This window comes from Halosimplex halophilum (assembly GCF_004698125.1).
In the GTDB taxonomy this organism is placed as follows: domain Archaea; phylum Halobacteriota; class Halobacteria; order Halobacteriales; family Haloarculaceae; genus Halosimplex; species Halosimplex halophilum.
Genome location: NZ_ML214297.1, coordinates 1,740,575 through 1,758,545 on the forward strand (window position 1 = coordinate 1,740,575; position 17,971 = coordinate 1,758,545).

At 68.4% G+C, this 17,971-nt stretch carries 17 protein-coding genes and 1 tRNA gene; 10 read left to right on the forward strand and 8 right to left on the reverse strand.

Going from position 1 to position 17,971, the window contains the following annotated elements; all coding sequences use genetic code 11:
• Positions 1–197 precede the first annotated feature (197 nt).
• Both E3328_RS08765 and E3328_RS08770 read left to right on the forward strand, forming a co-directional pair.
• The gene (locus E3328_RS08765; protein ID WP_135364190.1) at positions 198–524 is read left to right on the forward strand and encodes a hypothetical protein; all 327 of its coding nucleotides are present in this window, start codon (positions 198–200) and stop codon (positions 522–524) included.
• Between the two features lie 119 nt (positions 525–643).
• Positions 644–1,027: a hypothetical protein gene (locus E3328_RS08770; RefSeq protein WP_135364191.1), complete on the forward strand. Its 384-nt coding sequence runs from the start codon at positions 644–646 to the stop codon at positions 1,025–1,027.
• Positions 1,028–1,108: 81 nt separating this feature from the next.
• On the opposite strand, the gene E3328_RS08775 is transcribed toward E3328_RS08770, so the two are convergent.
• Both E3328_RS08775 and E3328_RS08780 read right to left on the reverse strand, forming a co-directional pair.
• Entirely contained in the window at positions 1,109–1,726 is a 618-nt protein-coding gene (locus tag E3328_RS08775) for a 30S ribosomal protein S7 (RefSeq protein WP_135364192.1), read from the reverse strand.
• A gap of 2 nt (positions 1,727–1,728) precedes the next feature.
• On the reverse strand, positions 1,729–2,157 hold the full coding sequence (locus E3328_RS08780; RefSeq protein WP_006885266.1) for a 30S ribosomal protein S12: 429 nt from the start codon (positions 2,155–2,157) through the stop codon (positions 1,729–1,731).
• A 178-nt stretch (positions 2,158–2,335) separates the two neighbouring features.
• On the opposite strand from E3328_RS08780, the gene E3328_RS08785 reads away from it, so the two are divergent.
• Positions 2,336–3,937, forward strand: a complete 1,602-nt coding sequence (locus E3328_RS08785; protein ID WP_135364193.1) for a glycosyltransferase family 39 protein — start codon at positions 2,336–2,338, stop codon at positions 3,935–3,937.
• Positions 3,938–4,080: 143 nt separating this feature from the next.
• On the opposite strand, the gene E3328_RS08790 is transcribed toward E3328_RS08785, so the two are convergent.
• Genes E3328_RS08790 through E3328_RS08815 form a run of 6 tightly spaced genes read right to left on the reverse strand, consistent with a single transcriptional unit; the run spans position 4,081 to position 12,373 of the window.
• Complete coding sequence (locus tag E3328_RS08790; protein WP_135364194.1) at positions 4,081–4,506, reverse strand: NusA-like transcription termination signal-binding factor; 426 nt, start codon at positions 4,504–4,506, stop codon at positions 4,081–4,083.
• Between the two features lie 11 nt (positions 4,507–4,517).
• On the reverse strand, positions 4,518–5,720 hold the full coding sequence (gene rpoA2 / locus E3328_RS08795; protein ID WP_135364195.1) for a DNA-directed RNA polymerase subunit A'': 1,203 nt from the start codon (positions 5,718–5,720) through the stop codon (positions 4,518–4,520).
• 2 nt (positions 5,721–5,722) lie between these two features.
• Positions 5,723–8,737, reverse strand: a complete 3,015-nt coding sequence (locus E3328_RS08800) for a DNA-directed RNA polymerase subunit A' (protein WP_135364196.1) — start codon at positions 8,735–8,737, stop codon at positions 5,723–5,725.
• A gap of 1 nt (position 8,738) precedes the next feature.
• Positions 8,739–10,568: a DNA-directed RNA polymerase subunit B gene (gene rpoB / locus E3328_RS08805; RefSeq protein WP_135364197.1), complete on the reverse strand. Its 1,830-nt coding sequence runs from the start codon at positions 10,566–10,568 to the stop codon at positions 8,739–8,741.
• Position 10,569: 1 nt separating this feature from the next.
• A complete protein-coding gene (locus E3328_RS08810; RefSeq protein ID WP_135364198.1) occupies positions 10,570–12,135 on the reverse strand; it encodes a DNA-directed RNA polymerase subunit B'' in 1,566 nt (521 codons plus the stop codon).
• A 1-nt stretch (position 12,136) separates the two neighbouring features.
• A complete protein-coding gene (locus tag E3328_RS08815) occupies positions 12,137–12,373 on the reverse strand; it encodes a DNA-directed RNA polymerase subunit H (RefSeq protein ID WP_135364199.1) in 237 nt (78 codons plus the stop codon).
• Positions 12,374–12,653: 280 nt separating this feature from the next.
• On the opposite strand from E3328_RS08815, the gene E3328_RS08820 reads away from it, so the two are divergent.
• From E3328_RS08820 to E3328_RS08850, 7 genes are all read left to right on the forward strand, one after another.
• A tRNA-Asp gene (locus E3328_RS08820) sits at positions 12,654–12,726 on the forward strand.
• Between the two features lie 727 nt (positions 12,727–13,453).
• On the forward strand, positions 13,454–13,858 hold the full coding sequence (locus tag E3328_RS08825) for a hypothetical protein (protein ID WP_135364200.1): 405 nt from the start codon (positions 13,454–13,456) through the stop codon (positions 13,856–13,858).
• Between the two features lie 70 nt (positions 13,859–13,928).
• On the forward strand, positions 13,929–14,582 hold the full coding sequence (locus E3328_RS08830; protein ID WP_135364201.1) for a hypothetical protein: 654 nt from the start codon (positions 13,929–13,931) through the stop codon (positions 14,580–14,582).
• A gap of 107 nt (positions 14,583–14,689) precedes the next feature.
• The gene (locus tag E3328_RS08835) at positions 14,690–14,977 is read left to right on the forward strand and encodes a winged helix-turn-helix transcriptional regulator (protein WP_135364202.1); all 288 of its coding nucleotides are present in this window, start codon (positions 14,690–14,692) and stop codon (positions 14,975–14,977) included.
• 48 nt (positions 14,978–15,025) lie between these two features.
• Positions 15,026–15,736: a sugar phosphate nucleotidyltransferase gene (locus E3328_RS08840; RefSeq protein WP_135364203.1), complete on the forward strand. Its 711-nt coding sequence runs from the start codon at positions 15,026–15,028 to the stop codon at positions 15,734–15,736.
• A 189-nt stretch (positions 15,737–15,925) separates the two neighbouring features.
• Positions 15,926–16,888, forward strand: coding sequence for a S49 family peptidase (locus E3328_RS08845; RefSeq protein ID WP_135364204.1), 963 nt, complete (start codon positions 15,926–15,928; stop codon positions 16,886–16,888).
• Complete coding sequence (locus E3328_RS08850; protein ID WP_135364205.1) at positions 16,875–17,939, forward strand: DUF4350 domain-containing protein; 1,065 nt, start codon at positions 16,875–16,877, stop codon at positions 17,937–17,939. Before E3328_RS08845 ends, E3328_RS08850 begins: the two co-directional genes overlap by 14 nt.
• The last annotated feature ends 32 nt before the right edge of the window (positions 17,940–17,971 follow it).

The window sequence follows — 17,971 nt, forward strand, 5'->3', positions numbered from 1 at the left end:
GTGGATGAGCCATCGCAGGCCGCAGGCCGAGAAGTGCAATCGGCTGGGGAGGCTCGTGGCCGTCTGCGGTGCTGTGCGGGGCGGGCGGTGCGGCCGCGGTGCCGTGCAGTCCTGGCGGACTGAAAGGGCGAGACGCGCTCGCGTTTATGTAGTCGCCTGAGCGACCCCTATCCGAAGCGGCTCTCGGCCGCGAGGATATGTCGCTCAGCGACCGCGAGCGCGGCGAGGGCTTTCATCGCCCGCTGTCTCCTGCAGTCGCTTCTCCAGCGCGCGAAATCACCCACCGATCGCGCTCAAGCTCACTCCCGTTCGGACTCCAACCCCTCGACGCGCTCCTGCAGTTCGTCGATCTCCCGGCCCCGGCGAAGCGCGCGCTTCAGGAAGCGCCGACGAGAAGCACCACAGGGACCGACAGTACGGTCGCGAACAGCAGGACGGTCAGCAGTTCCGCGGAGCCGCCGGACTGGAGCGGGACCATGCCCGACGGTGGAACCGCCGATCGGTTCGGTCTTGCGGACTCGTGAACACGGATCACCGTGGCTGTTTGACGTGGCGCTACACTGTGGGCGTTCAGTCGCCGCAGTGTGCAAACAGTCCGCACGCCGACCGGGGATTGATTGACGGGTCCGCCCAAGCCCCGGCCATGGTCGTCTCGGGGATCCGGCGGTGGAGTTTCACGCGCGACTACGAGGTCGGGGACGGGCCGTGGCCGGTCGACGACGAGGCGAGCGTCGAGTACGACGCCGACGACCGGCGGGTCCTGGTCGAGGGCGTGTTCCACGACGGGCCGTCGGATCACGAGGGGTGCGCTCGCCGCGTCGAGTTCGCTCCAGATGGAGGCGTGCTCCGCGTCGACGTCGGGAGTGTCCGCAACGGCGACGAGTTCGTCTTCGACATCGCACAGCGGATCCACTACCGGGTAGAAGTCGTCTTCGCCGACGAACTGCCGACCGTCACCGAGGTTCGCCACGTCCCCGACCCCGAGACCGAACAGTTCGCGACGACGGTCGAGCGCCCGGACGCGTGAGGACACTGACGCGGGAAGACACCCGACGCATGAACGCACCCGCGGCTCCCGGGCGAGCGAAGACGGAAAAGCGGAGAGAGATTACCGGGCGGCGGCGGCGACGCGTTCCTTCTCTTCCTTCTGGTTGACGGCGTAGGCGGAGACGTCGTCGTTGGCGGCGGAGGCGAGCTGGTTGGCCAGCGCCTCCTCGGCGTCGGTCGGCGTCTTGAACGAGTCGTTGTAGACGCCCTCGGCGATGAACTTCAGGGCCTGGTCGACGCGGCGCTGGGGCGCGACGTCGACGGCCTTCGGGACCGAGATACCACCGTACTTCAGGCGGACGGTCTCCTCGCGCGGGGCGGCGTTCTCCACGGCGGAGACGAGCACCTGGACGGGGTTCTCGTCGGTGCGCTCGTGGATGATGTCGAAGGCGTCGCGCGTGATGCGCATGACCTTCTGCTTGTCGCCGGTGTTCTCCTCGGTCTGCATGAGCCGGTTGATCAGCCGTTCGACGATGCTGATCTCCGACTTCTGGAACTGCTTGCCGGCGTGGCGACCCATCGTGTGGGCGATGGGCGTGACCGTGATGTAGCGCTCGGTCGAGGGGTCGGAGTACTCGATGTCGGTGACCTCCCACTCGCCGAACAGCTTGGCGGGCGCGTCCTCGTCGTCCGTCCCGGCCGGGGCGTCCGGCTCGGGCGCTTCGTCGTCGGCACTCATGGTTATCGGACCGGTTTCTCCGCGTTACCGCGAACGAGTTCGATCATCGAGACGCCGTTGACCTTCTCGACCTTGTAGTTGACCCCCGAGAGGTCGCCCATCGCGCGGCCCTTCGCGCCGCCGATGCCGGCGATGGTGACCTCGTCGTGCTCGTCGATGAACGAGATGGCGCCGTCACCGGGACAGAACGCGGTGACCTGCTTCCCGTTCTTGATGAGCTGGACCCGGACGCACTTCCGGATCGCGGAGTTGGGCTGTTTCGCTTCGATGCCGACCTTCTCCAGGACGATGCCCCGTCCCTGCGGCGCGCCCTCCAGCGGGTCGGACTTCTGTCCGAGACCCCGCTCGCGGCGCGCGTAGTCGGAGTCGGACCACCGGTGTTGCTGGCGGTCCTTCTTCAGTTTGCGGGCGGCGTATTTGCCGTTCGCCATAGTGGCCGTGGATACCCGACGGAGGTACTTAAGCGTCCTCTTTCGGCCCGTCGCCTGTGACGCTCCCACGTGGCCCGCCCGTCCCGGTTTCCGACGGCTCCACGTCGCCGGTTTCGTCCCGTCGGTTCGAACGATATCTCAACGAAAATTTATCACCCTCCGACAAAACGGTAGGGTCATGGGTGTGACAGATTCGGTGGAGTCGACGCTCCCCGACGGTGTGACCGAGCGAGTGGACGACCTGGAGTCGGTCGGGCTCCCGGGCGCGGTGGTCGTCGTCGCGCTGGTGGTCCGTCTCCGCGCGCTGACGGCCGAGAGCCTCTGGATGGACGAGGTGTACTCGATCACGTACGCCACCGAGCGGTCGACCCTGGCGATCCTGACGGAGCTGCCCCTGGAGGACCCCCACCCGCCGCTGTACTACCTCCTGCTCCGCGGGTGGACCGCCGTCTTCGGCGCGAGCAAGGCCGCGACCCGCTCGATGTCGGTCGTCTTCGGCGTCGCGGCCGTCGCCCTGCTGTTCGCGCTCGGCCGACGCCTCTACGACCGCGAGACCGCCACCGTCGGGGCGGCGATGCTGGCGCTGTCGGGGATGCACCTCTACTTCTCGCAGGACACGCGGATGTACTCGCTGTACACCGCGCTGGCGGTCGCCTCGCTGTACTGGTACGTCCGGATCGTGTTCGACGGCGACCGCTCGCGCCGGACGCTCGCCGGCTACGTCGCCGCGACGGTGCTGCTCGGCTACACGCACGTCTTCGGGCTGTTCCTGGTCCTCGCCCAGAACTGCTACCTGCTGGTCCACGTCCTCCGGACCGAACGCTCGACGGGGGTCGAACTCCTCCGGAACTGGGTCGGCCTCCAGGCCGCCACGGCCCTGTTGCTCGGCCCGTTCCTGGCGGTCCTCGGGATGCGACTGCTCGGCTACCCGCCGTTCGACAGCGCCTCGCCGACCTGGATCCCGGTCCCCGAGCCGGGCCTGCTCGTCGACACGGTCGCCCGCTACTACGAGTACGGCTGGCTGTGGGACTCGTGGGCGATCGGGTTCATCGCCGCCTCGCTCGTGCTCGGCGGCTGGGCACTCCGCAGCGACACCGACCCCGAGGACCCCGCGGGACGGCTCGACCGACTGCTCCCGTCGCGGCGGGCGACCTTCCTGCTTTTCGTCCTCGTCGTGCCGGTCGTCGTGCCGTTCGCCGTCTCGCTGACGGTCGAACCGATCTACCGCGCGAAGTACACCGCCGCGGCGTCGATCGGACTGTTCCTCCTCGTCGCCCGCGGGATCGCCGAGCTCCGGTGGACGAACATCGGCGCCGGCCGCTTCGCCGTCGCCGGACTGCTCCTGCTGGCGATGGCCGCCTCGGTCGCCGTGCTCCACGGGTCGCCGCAGAACCCCCAGTGGGAGGGCGCCGTCGAGGGCGTCGAGCGACACGGGGACGACCCGCACATCGTCGTCGTCGGCGGCGACGTGCCCGAGCGGTTCTACCCCGCCGTCCACGTCGCCGGCGAGGAGTCGGCCACCGCCGTCCAGGCGAGCGAGGCGGACACCCTCGGGGAAGTCATCGCGGAGCGGCGCGCGCGGGGCGAACAGGTCTGGCTGCTGATCTCGCAGTGGCGGACCGACCGCGACCAGCGCCGCGTCATCGGCGACCAGCTCGGCAGTCGGGACCTCCGGGCCGACGGCCAGCTCGAATACTTCGCGGTCTGGACGCTCCGGGTCGGCAACGCCACCGACGACGGGGCGAACGCCGAGAGCCGACGACCGGCCGCTGTCGGCTGAGCGGACGGGAGCCCGCGGGGCGGGTGACGCCGCTGGCGTCGGTAGACGGACCCGAGAAATCGGGAAACGGGTAGCGCGATTTGGAGCGGGCTGGAGAAGTCGGGAGACGGGGCCGAAAGAGTTGGGAGATGGGAAGCGCCGCCCTACGTCAGTTCGATCTCGTCGATGTCGAAGTGGCGGGCGGCGAGTTCGCGGGCGGCGTCGATGTTGCGGCCGCCCTTGCCGATGGCGGCGCCCCGATCTTCGTCGGCGACCTCGGCGTAGGCGACCCGGTCGTCGTTCTCGCTGATCGTGACGTTGTAGACCGCCGCGGGGGCGAGCGCGCTGGCGACGAAGTCCTCGGCGGTCGGCGCGTCCTCGACGAGCTTGATCTCGCGGTCGAGCTGCTGCTCGACGGCCTGGACGTGCTGGCCGCCCGGGCCGATGGCCTCGCCCATCTCGCCGGCGGCGACGAGGAAGACCAGCCGGTCGTACTCCTCGTCGACGACGCAGTCGCGGGCGGTCGCGCCGGTCTCGTCCTCGAACAGCGCGATCAGCCGCATCGCCTCGTCCGAGAGGGTGACGGTCATCCGTCTCGTCCTCAGTCGGCCTCTTCGGCGCCGTCGCGGCCCGCGGCCATCCGCAGGTCCACGTCGCCGGTGCCCAGCTTGATCGGCTTGCCGACGATGACGTTCTCCGTGACGCCGTTGAGGTCGTCGACCTCGCCGTGGATGGCGGCGTCGAGCAGGTGGTTCACGGTCACCTCGAACGCCGCGCGGGCGAGCACGGAGTCCTTGTTCCCGGAGATGCCGTGGCGACCGATCGACTCGATGCTCCCGCGGTTGGTCATGATGTCCGCGACGAGCATGAGGTGGCGGATGTTCACGTCGTCGAGCCCCTGCTCTTCGAGCGTGTTCATCGTCTCGTTGATGATCGCCTCGCGGGCCGCCTCGATGCCGAGGTTGCGGTGGATCTCGTGGATGTTGTTGCACGTCGTCCGCGAGGCGTCGACGCCCTCGAGGTCGAGCACGTCGCCCAGCGCCGACCCCTCGGTGTAGAGGACGAACTCCTCGCCCTCGTCGGTCTCCTCCTTGCGGATGACGACCCGGGAGATCTCCTCGATCCCCTTGAAGACGATCTCACGCAGCTCCTCGACCAGTTGCAGCAGCTCGCGGTAGCTGGGCTCGTCGGGCCCGAACTGGACGACCGTCGGCGCCGGGGTCTGGACCTCGACGCCGAGCTTCGACTCGATGGTCGAGGCGATGTCGGCCACGACCGACTCGAGGTTGTCGGCGGTCGGCCACCGCTCCTCCAGGGTGTCCTCGTTGAGGTCGACCTGGACGAGCATGTCCGCGACGTTCGTCGACACGTCCCCCAGCTGGAGGATCTTCGTCGACTCGATCTCCCAGACGACCTCGTGGGCGCGCTCGCGGCGCTCCGCGTACTCGTCCTCGAGGTGGATCGTCATCATCGGGGTGTCCGGCTCCTTCCGGGCGTCGACCAGCTCGATGAGCCGGGGCAGCCCCTGGGTCACGTCGATCTCCGCGACCCCCGCGTAGTGGAAGGTGTTCATCGTCATCTGGGTGCCCGGCTCCCCGATGGACTGGGCGCTGACGGTGCCGACGGGGTCCAGCGGGTCGACGCGGGTGTCGACGTACTCGCTCTCGACGGCCGTGGCGATGTCGTCGACCTGTTCGAGCGTCAGGTCCCCCCGCTGTTCGACGGCGTCGTACACCTCGTCTTTCAGCCGGCGCGGCAGCTCGGTGTCCTCGACCAGCGCGCGCACGTCCTCGGTGACCTCCATGGTCAGTCACCCCCGGCCGCTTCCATCCACCAGTCGTCGGCGTGCTCGGAGATGTTCGTCGGCTCGGGCTCGCGCCCGATGAACCGCTCTTTCTCGGTCTCGGAGTCGAACTCCGCGTCGACGACGCGGTCGGCGATCTCGTCGACGTCGACGGCCGGCCCCTCGCTGTTCGAGGAGACCTCCACGGGGGAGGTGCCGTCCTCGCCGAACTCGAACTGGACGATGGTGTCGCTGGTGTCCCGGACGGTGCCGTCGTACTGCGTCTCCAGCTCCGAGAGCGCGTTGATCAGCCGGCGCTGGAGGTAGCCGGACTTCGAGGTCCGGACCGCCGTGTCGACCAGCCCCTCGCGGCCGCCCATCGCGTGGAAGAAGAACTCCCGCGGTTCGAGGCCGCTACGGTACGAGTGTTCCACGAAGCCGTGGGCCTCCGCGGAGAGGTCGTCGGGCTTGTAGTGGGAGAGGGTGCGGTCCTCGTAGCCGCGGTTGATCCGCTCGCCGCGGACCGCCTGCTGGCCGACGCAGCCGGCCATCTGCGTGAGGTTCAGCATCGAGCCGCGGGCCCCGGAGTCGGCCATGACGACCGCCGGGTTGTCGTCGCCGAAGTGGTCCTCGGCGATGTCGCCCGCCGTGTCGCGGGCCTTCGAGAGCGTCGACATGATCTTCATCTCCAGGGTCTCGTCGACCGACCGGCCGGGCAGCGACTCCAGCTCGCCGGCCTCGTAGGTCTCGATGAGCTTCTGGACGCGGCTGTAGGCGTCGTCGATGGCCTCGTCGATCTGCTCCTCGGCCTCCGTGGGGATCGACTCGTCGTCGATGCTGATCGAGAAGCCGAAGTGCATGATCGACCGCATCGCCAGCGTCGACACCTCGTTGACGAAGATGCGCGCCCGGGTCTTCGAGTACTGCTTGGCGATGGTGTCGACGACCTCGCCGCCGAAGCCGCCGACCGCGTCCTCGTCGATGGTGCCCGACAGGAGCTGGCCGTCCTCGATGACGACCTCGTCGCCCGCCGAGGAGGTGAACTCGACGTCGAGGTCGTCCGGGAGCAGCTCCGAGAACAGCGTCCGTCCGGTCCAGTACTCCGTCCCGTCGTCGACGCCGTCTGGCTCGGGCAGCTCGTCGATGCGGGTCGCCCGGAGCAGGTCCAGCGCCTGCGTCTCGTTGAACTGCGGGTTCGTGTGGGTCAGCAGGTACGTGCCGGTGATGTGGTCCTGGATCGCGCCGATGATGTTCTCGCCGAACCGCGGCGAGAGCATCTGCTCCTGGACGCGCATCAGCACGCGGGCCTCGGCGCGGGCCTCCTCGTTTTGCAGCGCGTGCATGTTCATCTCGTCGCCGTCGAAGTCGGCGTTGTACGGAGGGCAGACCGTCGTGTTCAGCCGGAACGTCTTGTACGGCATCACGACCACCTCGTGGGCCATGATGGACATCCGGTGCAGCGACGGCTGCCGGTTGAAGATCACGATGTCGCCGTCGATGAGGTGCCGGGAGACCTCCCAGCCGGGCTCGACCTTCTCGGCGAGCTCCTCGCAGTTCTTCTCGGTGACCTTGAGACGGCGGCCGTCGTGGCGGCGGACGTAGTTGGCGCCCGGGTGCTCCTCGGGCCCGTTGGCGACGTAGCGCCGCGCTTCGTCCAGGTTCCGCTCGTTGACGTTCATCGTCTGGGTCATCTCCGTCGCCACGCGGTCCGGGACGCCGACCTCGTTGAGCGAGAGGGTCGGGTCCGGCGAGATGACCGTCCGGGCGGAGAAGTTGACGCGCTTCCCCGAGAGGCTCCCGCGGAAGCGGCCCTCCTTGCCCTTCAGGCGCTGGGAGAGCGTCTTGAGTGGGCGACCCGAACGGTGCCGGGCCGGCGGGGTCCCCGAGATCTCGTTGTCCATGAAGGTGGTGACGTGGTACTGCAGCAGCTCCCAGAGGTCCTCGATGATCAGCTGGGGCGCGCCCGCCTCGCGGTTCTCCATGAACCGCTGGTTGATGCGGATGATGTCGACCAGCTTGTGGGTCAGGTCGTCCTCGGAGCGCTGGCCGTTGTCGAGCGTGATGGAGGGACGGGCCGTCACCGGCGGCACGGGCAGGACGGTGAGGATCATCCACTCCGGCCGGGAGCGGTCGGGGTTGATCCCCAGCGCCTCGATGTCCTCGTCGGGGATCTCCTCGAACCAGTCGCGGATGTCCGAGGGCATCAGCTTGTCCATGTCCTCCTCGACCAGGTACTCGGCGGCGGAGCTCACGTCCTCCTCCAGTTCGTCGAGGTCGTTGAGCCGGCCCAGCGCGCGGCCGAGGTTCTTCAGCCGCTCGATGTCGTTGCGGTCCGGGCGGTAGGTGCCGGAGAGCAGCTCGCGGATGCGCTCGGCGTCGAAGTCGCCGTCGTCGAGCTCCTCGGCGATGTCGCTCGGCCGGACGGCCTCGCCCTCCGGCGGGTCCATCGCGCGTTCGAGGCGCTTGGAGAGCTCGCCGTGGGGCACCTCGATGATCTCGTAGTAGGTGGTCGGCTTCTCGTGTTTGATGTCGAACTGCTTGGCGCCGCAGTAGGGACAGTAGTCGACCTTGCGGCACTCGCGGATGGCCGACTTGAGCACGTCCGAGAGGTCCTCGTTGAGCTCGCCCGCGCGGTCGAGCTTCTCGCGGTACTCCCGCTTGCGCTCCTCCGCTTTCTCCTCGGCGTCGGCGACGCGGCGGCCGTCGACGGGGGTCAGCCGCGAGCACTCGCGGCAGGTCCCCCGCAGCAGGCGGCGGATGAGCTTGGCGAAGCCGACGTGGATGACCGGCGCGGCCAGCTCGATGTGGCCGAAGTGGCCGTTACACGAGCCGGAGTGCTTGCCGCAGGTCTTGCACTCCAGGCCGGGGTCGATGACGCCCAGCCGCGGGTCCATCAGCCCCATGTCGATGGGGAAGCCGTCGTCGTCGTAGGTGTCGGCCGTGATGACCTTCGTGGCCGACATCTCGCGGTACTCCTCGGGGTCCATCAGCCCGAAGCTGAGTTCGCCGATCTCCTGTGGTGTTCCTTGTACTGACATGTTAGACTGCGTCCTCCAGTTCGATGCGCGGCGCGATGCCCAGCGCCTTCATCTCGTCGAGGAGGAGCTTGAACGCGTAGCTCATCTCCACCTCGTGGACCTCCGTCTCCTCCTCGCAGTTGGGGCAGTAGACGCGCCGTTGCTCGACGTTCTCGACGGCCGTCATGCCGCACTCGCCGCAGACGTAGATCCACTCGCGGTCGGACTCGTCGAGCAGCCGCTCCTTCAGGGTCATGGCCGCGCCGTGTCCGATGAACACGTCGCGCTCCATCTCACCGATACGGAGGCCGCCCTCGCGGGCGCGCCCCTCGGTGGGCTGGCGGGTCAGCACCTGCACCGGCCCGCGCGAGCGGGCGTGGAGCTTGTTCGAGACCATGTGGTAGAGCTTCTGGTAGAAGATGGTCCCGACGAAGATCTCCGCCTCGATCTGCTCGCCCGTGATGCCCGAGTACATGACCTCCTTGCCGCTGGACTTGAAGCCGCGCTCCTCCAGCGAGCCGCGGAGCTCGTCCTCGTCCTCGCCGGTGAAGGCGGTGCCGTCGACGCGCCGCCCCTCCAGCGAACCGACCTTGCCGCCGATCATCTCGAGGATGTGCCCGACGGTCATCCGGGAGGGCAGCGCGTGGGGGTTGAGGATGAGGTCCGGCACGACGCCCTCCTCGGTGAACGGCATGTCCTCCTGGGGCGCGATGTGGCCGACGACGCCCTTCTGGCCGTGGCGGGAGGCGAACTTGTCGCCCAGCTCGGGGATGCGCTCGTCGCGCACCGACACCTTCGAGAGCTTCGAGCCGTCCTCGCCCTCCATCAGCGTCACGGTGTCGACGACGCCCGATTCGCCCGAGCGCATCGTCACGCTCGTCTCGCGGCGCTTCTGCGGGGAGAGCCCGCCCATGTCGTCGGGCTCCTCGAGGAACCGGGGCGGCGAGGTCTTCCCGAGCAGGACGGCGTTCTCGTCGACCTCCGTCTCGGGGTTGACCAGGCCGTCCTCGTCGAGGTGGGTGTAGGCCTCCTCGCCGCGGGCGCCCCGGACCTCCTCGTCGGGGATCTCGAAGCGGTCCTCCTGACCGCCGGGGTAGCGCCGCTCCTCGCCCTCGTAGGTGCGGAAGAAGTGCGACCGGGCGAGCGCGCGGTCGACCGACCCCTTGTTCATGACCAGGGCGTCCTCGATGTTGAACCCCTCGTAGCTCATCACGGCGACGACGAAGTTCTGCGCGGCCGGCCGGTCGTCGTAGCCGATCTGCTCGGTGGTCTGGGTCTTGACCAGCGACAGCTGCGGGTAGTGCAGGAGGTGCTGGCGCGTGTCCGGCCGGATCCGGTAGTTCGCGCTGGGCAGGCCCAGCGACTGCTTGATCATCCCCGACCCCATCGTAATCCGGGGCGAGGCGTTGTGCTCGGGGTATGGGATCATCCCCGCGCCGATGCCGAACATCAGCTGCGGGTCGACCTCGAGGTGGGTGTGGTCCTCGTTCAGCTCGTCCTCGTTCACCGCGACGTAGATGTCCTCCTCCTCCTCGGCGTCGATGAACTCGATGTAGCCCCGTTCGACGAGGTCCTCGAACTCGAGGTCGCCGTCCTTCAGCGCCTCGATCTCCTCGTCGGAGGCGAGCGGCTCGCCGTCCTCGACGACGAGCAGGGGTCGGCGCGCGCGGCCGGCGTCGGCGTTGACGATGACCTCGCGCGTGCGGTCCTTGACCGAGACGTTGACCATCTCGCTCACGTCGCCCCTGCGGCGGGCCTGTCGGATCTGGTCTGCGAGCTGATGCGGGTCGGGGTGTGTCCCGACCAGGCTCCCGTTGACGTAGACTTTGGCTTCTCGTGTTTGCTGGCTCATGTTAGTCGTCCGCTGGCTGCTGGTCGATGGACTCGATGCCCGGGATGCCCGAGACGCCCATCGCCGCCAGTTCCTGTTTCAGTCCCTGTTCGTCCTCGACGTTCTGTGACAGCTCCATCGCCTGCGCGAAGTTCTTCACCAGGCCGCAGTTCGGCCCCTCGGGCGTCTCCGAGGGACAGATGCGACCCCACTGGGTCGCGTGCAGGTCCCGCGCCTCGAAGTGCGGCTGCGAACGGCTGAGCGGCGACCGAAGCCGCCGCAGGTGGGAGAGAACCCCCATGTAGTCGGTCCGGTCGACCAGCTGGCTCACGCCCGAGCGGCCGCCGACCCAGTTGCCCGTCGCGATGGGGTGTTCCAGCCGCTCGGTCAGCACGTCCGAGCGCACGACCGTCGAGACCGAGAGCTGGCGGTTGCGCATGTTGGCGCGCTCCAGCTGGTACTTCACGTCCCGGGCGAGCTTGTTCAGCGCCGTCCGGAACAGGTCCTTCATCAGGTCGCCCGAGACCTTCAGGCGCTTGTTGGCGTAGTGGTCCTTGTCGTCGGCCTCGCGGCGGTCGAGGGCGAGCTCGAAACACGCCTCGGCCATCCGACAGAGGTAGTACGCCTTGTTGATGCGCACGTCCTCCTCCTCGACGCCGTCCTCGTGGAGGTGCGGCAGGAGGTAGCGGTCGATGACGTAGTTGGCCCGCTTGAGCTGGTAGTTCTTGCCCTGGCCGGAGGCGACGCGCTTGCCGAGCTCCTCGATGGCCTCCTCGGTCGTCTGGACCTCCGCGGCCTCCAGATTTTCGAGCATGAACTTCACGATCTCCGGGTCCTCGGAGACGCGGTGGACGATCTCCTCGTCGCTCTCCAGGCCGAGCGCCCGGACGAGCGTCACGAAGTTGATGCTGCCCGAGACCGACGGGAACGAGACTTCCAGCAGGCCGTCGCGCTGGCGCTCGACCAGCACGAGGGCGCGGTAGCCGCGGCGCTGGGAGAAGGTCTTCGCGACCTCGATGGTGTCGCCGTACTTCGTGTCGGTCTCGGCGAGGATCTTGTTCGGCGCGAGGTCCTCGCTGGTCATCAGCACTCGCTCGGAGCCGTTGACGATGAAGTAGCCGCCGGGATCGGCGGGGTCCTCGCCGATGTCGATCAGCTCCTCGCGCGTGAACCCGGCGATGTTACACTTGTCGGAGCCGACCATGACCGGCATGCGACCGATCTTGGTCTCGGTCTGGTCGACGACCCGCTCTTCCTCCTCCTCGCCGCCCTTGATGATCGCCATCTCCATGAAGACGGGCGCGGCGTAGGTGATGTTGCGCAGCCGGGCCTCCTGGGGGTAGAGCAGCTCCTCGGAGCCGTCGGCCTCCCGGACGCGGGGCGTGACCACCCGAACGTCCCCGAGCTCGACGTAGACGGGCTCCTCGCCCTCCTTGTCGCCGATGTCCGTCTCGATGGTCGCCTTCTCGTCGACGACCTCCTGCATCCCCCGGTTGAGGAACGCGTTGAACGAGCGGAAGTGGTGTTCTGCGAGCCGTTCCCTCGAGAAATACTCGCGCGATATGTCGCGTCTGTCCTGAATGTCCATGTTATTCCACTACGAGTCGGTATACGACTGCCCGGTCGGTCGTCCGCGAGTCCCGCGTCACCTGGACCACGTCGCCCGTCTCGACGTCGGCCTCCAGGTCCCGCAGCGCGGGGTCGGTGCGCTTGATCTTCGGCAGGTCGGTTTTCTTGACGTTGTACTCCTCGAGCACGTCCTCGATCTCCTCGCCGTCGAGGACCGTGTGGTCGGGAACGAGTTCGTGTTGGCTTACGTCTACCATGTGTTGGCCTGTCTGGGAGAAGTTGCTGTCACGAGATACTACAGGCGCCTATAACCGCGAGCTATAAAACGCTTACCAAGTCGGCCGAGCACGGCTACTCGCACCGCGAGCAACCGTCGTGGGGCCGCGACGTTGTCGGTTCGTGCCCAGGGATACGCGGAAGTCCCTGATAGGTGTTGGGGTACGGGAGGTATTGGCACGGTCGAGGCGGCGGGATCGGGCGATGGCGCCGTCGTAACTGGAAAGCCTTTTCCGTGTGTTCCCCCCAGGTGTGAGTGTAGCCCGGGTGGTGTAGTGGCCCATCATACGACCCTGTCACGGTCGTGACGCGGGTTCAAATCCCGCCTCGGGCGCTTCTCCGATTTCACCGACGCGGAGTTTCATCTCCGCGTCTCTCTCGAAATCGGAGAGCAGCAGTACTGGATTTGAACCCTATCAGTCGCGCGCAGCGAGTGCAACGAGCGAGCACGTCTGATTCCGGTTCAAATCCCGCCTCGGGCGTCTTCTGTCGATATCGACTCGCCAGCGGTCGCGCCATCTCAAGTGCCGGAAGAGATTGTCGCACTCGATCCGACTCGACCGCACTCGACGGTGAGCGCTGAACGCCCTCGACGCGCTCAGCAGTGACCGCGACTACAACTGACAGCAGGCGATGAAAGCCCTCACCGCGCTCGCTACCTGGAGTCTCTACTGCAGGGGACAGCAGGCGCTGAAAGCCCTCGCCGCGCTCGCGGTCGCTGAGCGGGATATCCGCGCTCTCCGCACCGCCCGCGCGGATAGTGGCCCGCTCAGGCGACTCCCGGCGCGAGCGCGCCTCGCCCTTTCAGTCCGCCAGGACAGCACAGTATCGCGGCCGCACCACCCACCCCGCACAACACCGCAGACAGCCACATACCTCCCCAACCGATTCGCTCCTGGCGTCGCTCATCCCTCGCGCGGCTACGGTCGCGCGCATGAAAGCGCGCTCCAGCGCGCGCCGATTCGGGGGTTTCACGGCCGTCGCCGGTGGGAGCAGACCGGTCGCGGTCCGGGTTCCTGTCGGTCGAACGAACTATGTGGCGGGCCCGTCTCCGTCGAGGTATGGAGTCCGACACGGTCCCCGGTCGCTGGCTGCCCGAACGGACGCCGACGTGGACGGACGTACTCGTGGGAATCCTCGGGGCGGTGCTGTTCCTGAGCAACCTGACGACCCTGCCCGGGCTCGACTGGCCGTGGGTGGCCGGCGGGTTCGTCGCAACCGCGGTGGTCCTCGGGCCGGTCGCGCAGTCGTCGCTCGCGGCGCGCGTGGGGGAGTGGTCCCGGGGCGGCGGGGCGCTGGTCGGGGTCGCGCTGATCGCGACGTTCGTCGCGGTCGCCTGGGTCCTCCGCGACGTGGTGGGGGTGCCCCAGCCCGTCCTGTCGGGAGTGGCGAGCGGGGTGTTCCTGGCGTCGGCGGCCTTCGTCGCGGCGCACGTCCTCTCGCAGCGGACCGTCGAGGGGTGGTAGCCGCCGGGGCCCGGCGACGGCGGGTGTGCAGGTCCGCCAGAGCGATATGGCTGGCTGCGAATGGGCAGGTATGGACGAGATCGACAGTCAGGCGATGCCGCGGGTGCTCGTCGAGGAGTTCCTCGAACGCGAGGAGGGGACCCGCGCGCTGCTCGACGACCTGGAGCGGGAGACCCTGGAGGGCAACCACGAGGGCGTCCGCGAGCGGATCCGCGACCTGGCGGAGAACAACCAGCACGTCTTCTACGCGGTCGCGCTGTCGCTGTCGGGCTCGAAGCAGTTCTACGGCGACGTGGAGTCCCAGCTGGGCGTCGAGGCCGCGGACGTGCTCCGGGACCTGGGCGACACCTACCCCGCCCTCGCGGAGCCGTTCGGGGTCGTCCGGACCGAGCAGACCCGCGAGCGGCGCAACCCCGTGACGGAGCTGGAAGCGACGACGACCTACCACGCGGAGGCGGAGGTTCCCGTGGTGAGCTACACGCCGAAATCGGGGGCGGTCGAGCTGTTCGACGCGCAGGGCTCGCCCGAGGAGGTGCTGCAGTTCGCCTCGTATCTCGTCCAGGCGACGACCGACTCGCTGGACAGCGCGCTGGACCACGACTACTCGGTCAACACGGAGGAGCTCGGCGCGCTCATCGACCGCCAAGAGGAACTGGAGAGCGAACTCGGCCGGCTGCGCGACCAGATCGACGAGCTGCGGCGGACGCCGGTCGGCGACGAATAGGGTCGTGGGCGGGGGGGCGCGGCCGCAGTCGTGTCGACCGTGCGGGAGCCGAATTCGGCATCTGCGACATTTATTACCGACGGGGGGAATAGACCCGGTGGGCTTTCATGGTGGAACGACTGACCAAACAGGTCGAGAAGGAGGAACGGGACCTGCGGATCCTGGAGGCGGTGATCGAGTCGGGACCGATCGGGATCGTCCGGCTGGCCGAGGAGACGGACGTGCCCGAACACAAGGTGCGCTACTCGCTGCGGATGCTGGAGGACGACGGGCTGATCGAGCCGACGCCGAACGGCGCGATCCCCGCCGACGGCCTCGGCGAGCGCGTCGACGAGATGAACGACGGGATCGACGACCTGGTCGGGCGACTCGAAGACCTCAAGGACATCTTCTGACTCTCTCGCGGCAGCGTTTAGTGGGCGGGCGGCGTGGGCCCGGACAAGATGAAAGCAGTCATCCCGGCGGCCGGGCGTGGGACGCGGCTCCGGCCGCGCACCGAGGACCGACCGAAGCCGCTCGTCGCGGTCGGCGACCGTCCGTTGCTGTCCCACGGGCTCGACGCGCTGGCCGAGCTGGGCGTCACGGAGTTCGTGGTCGTCGTCGGCTACCGGAAGGAGGCGATCATCGACCACTACGGCGACGAGTTCGACGGCGTCCCGATCACGTACGTCCACCAGCGCGAGCCGAAGGGGCTGGCCGACGCCGTCCTGCGTGCCGAGACCGAGGTCGACGAGGACTTCCTGGTGTTCAACGCCGACAACGTGATGACGGGGAACTTCGACGAGGTGGTCGAGCGCCAGCGGACCGACGGCGTGGACGCGACGCTGCTCGTCGACGAGGTCTCCCGGGACGAGGCGGCCGATACCGGCGTGTTCGTCACCGACGACGACGGCCGCCTCGACGCGGTCGTCGAGAAGCCGTCGAACCCGCCGTCGACGCGGGTGCTGACCGGGCTGTTCGCCTTCTCGCCGGACATCTTCCACGCCTGTCACCTCGTCCAGCCCTCCGAGCGGGGCGAGTACGAGCTGACCGACGCGATCGACCTCTTCCTGCGCGCCGACCGGCGCGTCGAGACGGTCGCGTTCGACGGCCGGCGGGTCAACGTCAACACGCCCGAAGACCGCGACCGCGCCGAGCGGCTGGTCGAGGAGTAGCGGCGCCCGGAACGGCCGGTCGGAGCGTGGCGGCACCCGCCGGGTCGCCGATCCCGGTAAGGCGCGGCTACCGCCGGGAACGGGGGTCGGCGGGCGGCTCCCCGCGGTCCGGGGACGACCGACGGGTATGTCAAACAGAATTTGAGATTGACCAACCTTGATGAGGGGGTCGTCCGTTCCCCGACGTGCATGGTGGACAGAGCCGACTCGACCAGGACGACCACGGTGCTGTACGTGATCGTCGTGGTCGTCGCCGTCCTGATTGGCACCGTACTCGCGCCGGTCGTCTGGAGCGCCACCCAGTCGTCCGGGAGCGATTCGGGGGAGTCGACCGTATCGGTCGTCACGCTGCGGGCCGGGACAGACGCCGGCCCGGTGAACGACCTCAAGGAAGACCTCCGAGAGGCGAGAACCAACGACTCCGTCGAGGCGGTCGTGTTGCGGATCGACAGCCCCGGCGGCGCCGTCGCGTCGAGCGAGGAGTTCTACCTGGCGGTCAACCGGACCGCCGCCCAGATGCCGGTCGTCGCCTACGTCGAGGGGACGGCCGCCTCGGGCGGCTACTTCGGGATCGCGCCCGCCGACCACATCTTCGTCAAACCCAGCTCGACCGTCGGCTCCATCGGCGTCATCGTCAGCGCGCCGCTGAGCACGGTCGAACAGGCCGAGGCCCAGAGCAAGACCTACCTCCGGACGGGTCCCGACAAGGCGACGACGGAGAAAGACCAGCTGCGCGAGCAGATGGAGACGCTCCACAACGCCTTCGTCGACACGATCGTGAAACACCGCGGCGAGAACCTGTCGCTGAGCCGTAGCGAGGTCGCACACGGCGACGCCTACATCGGCCCGACCGCGGTCCGGAACGGCTTCGCCGACGAGATGGGCGACCTCAACTCGGCCATCGAGTTCGCGGCGACGCGGGCCGACGGCATCGAGGGCGACCAGTACAACGTCGACTACAACGCGCCCGTCAGCCCCTCCGGCGGTGCGATCGTCCTCTCGAAGGACGTCGAGCGCGTCGACGGGAACGTCGTCTACGTGGACGGCGCCGGGGAACAGGACACGCAGTTCCAGGAACCGTACCAGTTCCACGCGGTCTGGGGCGTCCCGGTCACCGAGGACGCACAGGAGGTGAACGATGAGAGCGAGTGAGATACTCAAGCCGCTCGGCGTCTTCGTCGTCGTGATCGCGGTCATCCTCGCCGGCACGGCCCTGGTCGGGACCCTCGGCGGGTCCGGCTCCGCGGGACCGGCCGACGGCGAGGAGATCGAGGGACAGGCCCCCGGCCAGTTCGCCCCGGAGAACGTGCTGGCGACCAGCGCGCCCGAGGACGGCGAGATATCGCTCGATAGCTCCGGCGAGAGCAAGCGGATCCTCGTCGACAGCGGCCACAGCAACCGGTACTCGCAGTCGGACCTGGCCCCGCTCGTCGAGGCGCTCGCGCGGGCGGGCCACGAGGTCGACTTCACCCCCGACGTGCCGGGCGACGGCGGCGGGTTCGGCGAGAGCAGCTACAACGCGACGCTGCGGGCGTACGACGCGGTGCTGATCGTCCAGCCGACCGCCTCGTTCTCCGACGGCGAGATCGCCGGGCTGGAGGCCTACGCCGACGGCGGGGGCCGGATCGCGGTGCTCGCCGAGCCGCCGCAGCTGTCCGTCGGCAGCGGCCTGAGCGCCCAGATCTCCGAGGTCCGGTTCGGCGCGCAGGAGCTGACCCAGACGTTCGGGCTCCGGATGGGTACCGAGGGCCTCTACAACATCGAGGACGGCGGCAACGACAACAACTACGAGAGCATCATCGCCAGCCCGGACGGGTCGAGCGCGCTGACGGAGGGCGTCTCCAACGTCACGTTCGACTCCGCCGGCTACGTCGTCCGGACCGGCGACGCCCCGGAGATCCGGATGCGCGCCCTCTCGGGCACGCGGACGCTCGAACGCCGGCAGGCCGGGCAGTACCCCGTCGCGGCCCAGAACGGCAACTTCGTGATGGTCGCGGACACCTCGTTCCTCAAGTCCTCCGAGCTGTACGACCTCGACAACGAGCGGTTCGCCGGCAACCTCCTGGAGTTCCTCGTCTCCGGCGACAAGGACGAGGACGTGCCCCGGGGGAGCGGCGGTAACGGCGGCTTCGGCGGTGACGGCGGCGGCGAAAACGGTGGCGGCGGAGGCGGCGATACCACGCCGATCACCCCGTCACCGTAACTCCCGCAGTGTCGCTCCCCGGTCCGACGCTT